Genomic DNA, 7,341 nt, shown 5'->3' on the forward strand with positions numbered 1-7,341 from the left:
AGGCTCCATGTCAAGCTGCGGCTCAACAGTTTACTAGATTTAGTTTTCAAAGGTTACACTTTTTAATTGACAGTCTCCCCCAAACATCCTGATCAGCACCTGACGGCGAATTGTGGTTTTGCAACGTAACCATACTGAATTTCTTACTATGCGATCCATGAAATCGACCGGCGCTGCAAATAAAAATTCACAATGAAAACCATCCATCATAAAAACGGCTACCATCTGGGATAGTCTGTTATGATGGATGGTCTTGTTTTTGTGATGTTGTGCTTAAGGCCTCCCGATGCTTCAGCCGGAAACAGTTCTGTGTTCATGGGTTCCTGTGTGATCGGGTTGACCGTAATTTCTTCGGTTCAAGCTTCGTGGCCGGATGACGGATAAGCTGCTCGACTGCACCCTGGGCGCCGCATAAACGCTGTATATCGGAGGCATCACCCCTCCTGGCGGAAGTCGAAAAGTTGATCATGCGATCGTTCTCGCTTATGCCCCGTGCCGCGCCGCTTGCTGAATCGCGATGAATGTTCCCTTCACGGTAATGGCGAAATGCCTATCGAAGTCCTCTTCCCGGTACCCCGAGAAGCTTCTGTTACCAATACTAGGTTTCCTTCCAGCGTTTGAACTAGTGAAATTCTTATCCTGTTTACTGTTTATCATTTGTATGATTTCGTCTTACATCACGGCCGATGCAGTGAGCGCTTCATCTAAACCAATGCGGCGAACCTGGGTGAAGATGCTGTCATCTTGACGATCCCTGTGGGCGTGTCCTTTGCTCCGAGCGGTATTTCTTTATAACCAAGATCAGAGATGAGGAGAGTGAAGCCATCCGCGACATGGTACTTATTCCGTACCGACATCTGGCTGGAGCTTGCACCTTTTGTTGTGCGGGCGTGCTTATCTCGCAGTCGGCCTGTGTCGCTGTGACAGTTCTATTACATTTTTGTGGCTACTTCATGGTAAATTACGGCACCCGATCTGCCTTATAGTATAAACAAGGCAAGGGCAACGACTCTTCCTCAGCAAAACAAAAGCTAAAGGAGCGAATAACAATGAACAAGTACAAAAAAATGGGTGTAACTGCAGTAATGGCGATGATGGTGGCGATGAGCGCAACAGCTGGCGCATATGCTATGGAATCGCCGCTCCAGGCGTCCAAGGCCTCAATTGGAACAGACGGGGCGATCGAGCTGAGCCTGCCGACCGCAGACAGCGAGCAAGCATTCATCGAGTACGTGAAATCGCTGAACGTACTGAATCAGCAGGAGCTGGACAAGCTGGTCCACGTGAGCGAAGAGAGCGGGAAGCTGTACGCCTCGCTTGATAGCCTGCTTGGGAAGGAGAAGCTGACAGCGGGCGAACAAGCCGAGCTTGAGGCGGTACAGGAGAAGGTGAATAAGCTTCAGGAGAGCGCAGCTGAGCTTTACACCAAGATTAATGCGGCTGAAGCTAAGGGCGGGATCGAGCTGATCCTGCCGACCGCAGACAGCGAGCAAGCATTCATCGAGTACGTGAAATCGCTGAATGTACTGAATCAGCAGGAGCTGGACAAGCTTGCTGAGGTGTCAGCAAAAACGACAAAGCTGTATGCCTCGATTGCAGATTTGCTGTCCAAGTCGACACTGACGGCGACTGAGCAGGCCCAGCTGGATCAGGTCCTCGACCAAATCACTCGCTTGCAGGAAGGGCTTGACCAGACATACAAAAAAATTGATTCCGTTGGAGGATTCGACAAAGTTCTTGAAGAAGATGTTGCAGACGTAAAAAAACAATAAACTGTTGACGGGTTTCCCTCACGCAGGATCAGGAAAGGAGCGCGGGCGGCCGGACGGCCGCCTGCAAATATAACCAAGTGGAGCCACTTATCTATGTTGCAGACGACGAAGACGACATTCGTCAATTGGTGAAAATGTTTCTGGAAAGCGCAGGCTACCGGGTGAAGGCGTTCCCGACGGGAGATGCGCTGTTTTTTGCTTTCTCGCAGCAGCCTGCCGATCTCGTCATTCTTGATATTATGATGCCGGGTACGGACGGGCTTACGCTGTGCAATCGGATTCGGGCTATATCGGCCGTGCCTATCATTCTGCTCACAGCCAAGGACAGCGACGCCGACTACATTGCCGGAATCACACTTGGCAGCGACGATTACTTGACCAAGCCGTTCCGGCCTACGATTCTGACCGTGCGTGTCAAGGCGCTGCTGCGGCGAACAGAGCTGATGAAAGGGGCTTCCCCCTCCTCGGACGATGACCTGGTCTGCGGTGATCTGTCCCTATCTGCCAAAAAGCGCTGTATCTCGCATCAAGAGAAGGAAGTGGAGCTGACAACGACTGAATACGCCTGCCTTGCTTTTTTAATGAAGCATTACGAAGAGACCGTTTCCCGCGAAACCATGCTTAAGGAAGTATGGGGCTACCATGATGCGGTGGAAACGCGCGTGACGGATGAAACGATTCGCCGTATTCGCAAAAAACTGGCCGCTGTCGGCAGCCGCACCATCATTGCCAACAAGTGGGCAGTGGGATATATGTTACGGGAGGAGCTGCAGCCATAATACACATGAAAAACCAATATCGTATGACTCTCTTAACGGTATCCTTAACCTTGCTGGTAGGCATTGCACTCTTGACAGCACTCAATATCGGGATGCAAGTCCACTTGAAACGGGAAGCCAGAGCGGCGGTAGCCAGTATCCTCGAAAGCAATACGCCCTTGGCGAGGGCTTACACCGGTGCGATGACGGATGTCAGCCTGAACCAGCCTCAGACGGTTTACGGCCTGGAGAGCGAGATGCCTGCCACGACGGGTGAATCATCGGAAGTCGCCATGCCGATGGATATGCCTGTCGTGGTCAATGAGACACAGGGAAGCTCGTTGTTTATGGTACGCGAGTTGTTTGACATTGATAATGAAGCCATTCGAAGCATTTATACGTCGCATGAGAAAGAGCTGTTTGATTACTACATCAGCAACAAGGCCACCATGGACAAGAATCGCATTCAAGAGATGCGGATAGGGGAGATGACTGTTTATTTTGCCGTGATGGATACCGAGGGGGGAGGGCGATCCGTTACCTCTATCTTGTATGTGGATTCCTATCCGGTCTTCACCATCATGAAGAGTCTCAAAGTCCTCTTTCTGGGCGTGATGGTCGTTCTCATTCTGGGAGCCACCCTGATCGGTATTCAAACCGGCAAGCGGCTGGAGGATTCCGAACAGAAGCTTAAACGTTTTTTTTCCAATGCCTCCCATGAATTGAAGACGCCTCTGATGAGCATACAGGGTTATGCGGAAGGGCTGCAAAGCGGCGTCATTACTGATACACGGATGGCCTCGACCGTCATCTTGCAGCAAAGCGACCGGATGCAATCGCTCGTAGAGGAGCTGCTCCTGCTCTCCAAAATCGAGAGTGGTCAAGTGCAGCTTGATCTGCAAAAAATAAATGTGAGCGAGGTGATGGATAGTGTCGTGGCTGCACATGCCGTGTTGACGGAGAAGAAGCAACTGTCGGTCGAGTGCGAGTTCCCTGACGCACCAATATGGGTTAAGGGAGACGAGCGACAGCTTGATAAGGCATTCAGCAGCATCTTCTCGAACGCCGCCAAATACGCGCAATCCCGAATACAGGTGAGGGTGTCTGTCGACGGAAAGCGGGTGCAGGTACGCATCGCCGATGACGGAGCGGGAATTTCGGAGCAAGATCTGGAGCATGTGTTCAAGCGGTTCTACACGGGCACTAACGGGAATACCGGGGTCGGATTGTCGCTGGCCCATGAGATTATGCAGCTGCATCGTGGCGCTATTAGGGTGGAGAATAACCAGGGCGCCCAATTCATCGTCTCTCTTCCACGGAGTAAGAGCTGACATCTCGCGTTGGCGAGCATTCAGGAGATTCCCCCAGTTCATTCAACACTCGATTAAATTGGTTTATATTTGGTTATCATACAATATAAAATCAATGGGTACTTTTTGTTTTGCCGAGGAAGGATGAATATGGGAACACATGATGGAATATTCCAGCCCTTCAACACCGATCTTGAAGTAGCCATTTAACCCGCTTAGCCCCTTTCCTCAAATTAATAATACCGAACGGCCTGACACCGTTGCGGCCAATGTATTGGAAGGACGCGTAGCAATTATGGTGACGGAACGCCTTTTGCGCTAATTGTTCCGACAACCTTTTGGGAAATGCTGCAAAGCAGCGACGATTATTATAATCGCTATTTGTATATTTTTTTTGTGCGAACCATGCGGTTCATTTTGCTGCTTATGACCTTAACCTTACCTTCCCTGTACATCGTGATGTCTACCTGTCATTATGAGATGATTCCGACCAACCTTCTCCTCACTTTAATGGCGAGCCGGGAAGGGATACCGTTTCCTGCGCTGCTTGAGGCGATGACGATGGAGGTGATGTTTGAAGCGCTCAGAGAAGCGGGGATACGTCTCCCCAAAAGAATTGGTAATACGGTGAGTATTCTTGACGCCATCATCATAGGTACGGCAGCTGTTGAGGCGGGTATCGTTTCTGCTCCGATGGTTATCATTGTTTCGATTACAGGTGTTGCCGCATCAACCATACCGCGTAGTCATCTTGGGAATTCTATTCGTCTCCTCGTCTCCTTCGTTTTCCATTAATGATTATCTCATCGTTCATGGGCTTATTCGGATTATGCACAGGCTTTGTCGTTATTGTCGCACACTTGTGCAATATTCGTTCGTTCGGCGCCCCCTTTTTGGCTCCTCTCTCGCCGCTTTCATTGCAGGGGTTAAAGGATTTCTGGCTCAGAGCTCCGTGGTGGCTCATGGTTCGCAGACCAAAGTATACCGGAGTCACCGATCCCGTACGAGAGGACCCGACGGTTTGGAAATCCCGTCTGTTCAAACGAAAGAAGTAAGGTATATCTTGTTCGGAGGAGCTTCAATGAAACGATTGCTCGTCTATGTCCCTCTGATGCTTTTGTTATCCGGATGCTGGGACCGTTTCGCTGGACTTTTTTAATCGCAGCGGGGAGGCAAGGCTTTCAGGCGATATTTATGTCGCCCGCGGCAAAGCGCTGGATGTACTGAAAACCAATCCGTATTTTTCCGAAATTCCCTACGAATCGATTCGCGAGATCGGGAATATAACCGGTTTGAAGGTAACGTTGCGCAGATTCCTTAGCGATTATTACAGGAAGTGGAATCAGGACTGGAAAAGCCGTTGGAATGAACTGCTTCCCAGATCAAAACCAACCTCGAGGTAAGCTTCGTTATCCAACATGTTGGATTTGACTACAACAATGCTGGAATGATGCAGTAGTGTCTAGAAATGGAGTTGACCGGCAATATCGATAGGCTCGATTTGATTTCTTATGGTCTCTGGATCCCGACACAGTTCTCGAAACTTGCATTATCCTTACTTGTACTTAGTTTAGCCATCAATGTGGTACTACATCTAAAAACGTCGGTAACACGAGTTCCGGCCGTTGTCGGAGTCGCCCTATTGGCCTTGTATTTCCAGGAAAGGGACGTTGCACATTATCAATTTTATTTGAGCAACAACAGCTTGGGAGGCAGACTCATGCTAATCTTGGAGCTGGGTATTGTCCTATTATTTTTCGTCTCTGTTCGTGTGAGCCACAACAAATCTTCCGGTAGGAGATGAAGAATGATTATCGCCACTTGTCATGGCGAGCCAGCGGCAAAAGCCAAGCCGGTATTATCAATGGCAATACATGCGATATCATCAACCATGCGGCCTTAGAAGCCGTTGGCGAGATGCATGTCTGCTCATATTTGCCAATGAATTTGTGTCCGTCATCGGCATCCTGCAATCAGGCTTATTCCAGCAGCCCTAACGCTTCATAAACCTTGGTGGAGACGACGCCGTTTGGAATTAATTGATGATCGCGTTGGAAATTTCTTAGCGCCGCGGTTGTGCCGGAACCGAACTTCCCGTTACATAAGCCTGTGTAGTACCCGGCGCTTTTGAGCCGGGACTGAATGAGCTGAACGTCGCCCCCGACATCCCCTTCCGCCAAATCCCGAGGGGATTGCTCTGAATCGCCAAGGACATGTCCGTAAATGGTGACTTTCGTTCCAAGCGGAATCATTTCGAACAGTTCGATCACATCCTGGTTGCGCATTCGGATACAGCCATGGCTTTTGTGCTGGCCAATGGAATCCGGCCTGTTCGTCCCGTGTATCCCATACGTCCCCCAAGGAACATTCAAACCAAGCCACCGCGGACCAAAGGAAGGCCCCCAATCCTTCCCTTTGTAGACGATTTGATATTCTCCAATCGGAGTGGGAGTGGCCGGATTCCCCACAGCTACCCGATATTGTTTGATGACTTGTCCTTGCCGCCGCACAATCAGTTGATGCCGAAGAGGGTACACCTCGATAGAAAGCAGCCCCTCCTCCTTTACAATCGGAAGTGAAGGCTCTGCATGAGCAGGCCTGGGAAGAAGCCCCCCGCTAATATTCAAAAGCATGACGATGACCATTATGCGAAGCCCAATGACGGATTGATTTATCATAGTTCTGTCTCTTTTCTGCCATTCATCAGCCTGAATTTGAGTTCCTTCTTGACACTTGTTAAAATCACCGGAAATGTAAATTTGTATTCAATTTGCTTCCGTGTAAAAAAGATGAAGGGGACAATGAATATTCACAGGAAGCATAACCATACAGGAGGAGGCCCAAAAGCCCCTGCACCGATGCTACCAGGTACGGGGGCTTTGTTTGAGGCCAACATTGTTTGCTTGAGGAAAAACAGGTGACTACAAATTAGCAGGAATCGCCGGGCTTCTTTCATCAAGGCAAGAATTGCACCAAAGAACAGCAAAACGGTTCATCTGAGCACAGATTACAAAACGGCACTCGAAATAATACGATCGAGCCTTCGGATATCAATTCCTTTTTTAAGCTTGACTTTAATGAGACCGACCTTGGTCCATAATTGAATCTCGGCGCTATCGTCCAAAAAGCCTCCTGCATTTTCGGTGGACCACATATGGATGGAGGAATACGGCAGAGAATAAATCTCAACCTTCTTCCCTGTAAAGCCTTGGGCATCCCGGATAATAAGTCGTTTATTGGTGAAAATCGCGCTGTCCCGGACGGTCTTAAATGCGGCCACCGGAACCTCTCCTTCAACCAAAATTTCATTTACATCATTGGGAATCGGCGCTTCTGCAACCAGGGTCCATTCCAAAATCATATGTACTGCTTTTTCCATGTTCACTTGCCTCCTGTACGAAGTTAATCTCTACATACATTCATTCTAGTGCTATATTCCGCAAATAGGCCAACGTTTAAACGCTCAGGGCTTTACCCTTGTATGCCCATTTGAAAGGCTTG

The 7,341-nt window shown here is 49.3% G+C and carries 7 protein-coding genes and 1 pseudogene; 6 read left to right on the forward strand and 2 right to left on the reverse strand.

Annotation, left to right across the window (positions count from 1 at the left end; genetic code table 11):
* The first annotated feature begins 1,049 nt into the window (after positions 1-1,049).
* The 6 genes and pseudogenes from WBG83_RS21990 (at position 1,050) to WBG83_RS22685 (ending at position 5,243) form a co-directional block, all read left to right on the forward strand.
* Complete coding sequence (locus WBG83_RS21990) at positions 1,050-1,772, forward strand: hypothetical protein (RefSeq protein ID WP_336747526.1); 723 nt, start codon at positions 1,050-1,052, stop codon at positions 1,770-1,772.
* Positions 1,773-1,849: 77 nt separating this feature from the next.
* The gene (locus WBG83_RS21995; protein ID WP_336747527.1) at positions 1,850-2,551 is read left to right on the forward strand and encodes a response regulator transcription factor; all 702 of its coding nucleotides are present in this window, start codon (positions 1,850-1,852) and stop codon (positions 2,549-2,551) included.
* A 5-nt stretch (positions 2,552-2,556) separates the two neighbouring features.
* Complete coding sequence (locus tag WBG83_RS22000; RefSeq protein WP_336747528.1) at positions 2,557-3,861, forward strand: sensor histidine kinase; 1,305 nt, start codon at positions 2,557-2,559, stop codon at positions 3,859-3,861.
* Positions 3,862-4,072: 211 nt separating this feature from the next.
* A pseudogene (locus tag WBG83_RS22005) lies at positions 4,073-4,635 on the forward strand (spore germination protein).
* Between the two features lie 17 nt (positions 4,636-4,652).
* Positions 4,653-4,895, forward strand: a complete 243-nt coding sequence (locus WBG83_RS22010) for a spore germination protein (RefSeq protein ID WP_336747529.1) — start codon at positions 4,653-4,655, stop codon at positions 4,893-4,895.
* 90 nt (positions 4,896-4,985) lie between these two features.
* On the forward strand, positions 4,986-5,243 hold the full coding sequence (locus WBG83_RS22685; protein ID WP_442955869.1) for a Ger(x)C family spore germination protein: 258 nt from the start codon (positions 4,986-4,988) through the stop codon (positions 5,241-5,243).
* A gap of 576 nt (positions 5,244-5,819) precedes the next feature.
* Here the strand turns inward: WBG83_RS22685 and WBG83_RS22015 are convergent.
* Positions 5,820-6,473 carry a L,D-transpeptidase family protein gene (locus tag WBG83_RS22015; protein ID WP_336747532.1) on the reverse strand — a complete coding sequence of 218 codons (654 nt, stop codon included), beginning with the start codon at positions 6,471-6,473 and terminating at the stop codon, positions 5,820-5,822.
* Between the two features lie 374 nt (positions 6,474-6,847).
* On the reverse strand, positions 6,848-7,219 hold the full coding sequence (locus WBG83_RS22020; RefSeq protein ID WP_336747530.1) for a PH domain-containing protein: 372 nt from the start codon (positions 7,217-7,219) through the stop codon (positions 6,848-6,850).
* Positions 7,220-7,341: the final 122 nt, after the last annotated feature.

This window comes from Paenibacillus sp. y28 (genome assembly GCF_037137075.1).
Lineage (GTDB): Bacteria > Bacillota > Bacilli > Paenibacillales > NBRC-103111 > JBBBNV01.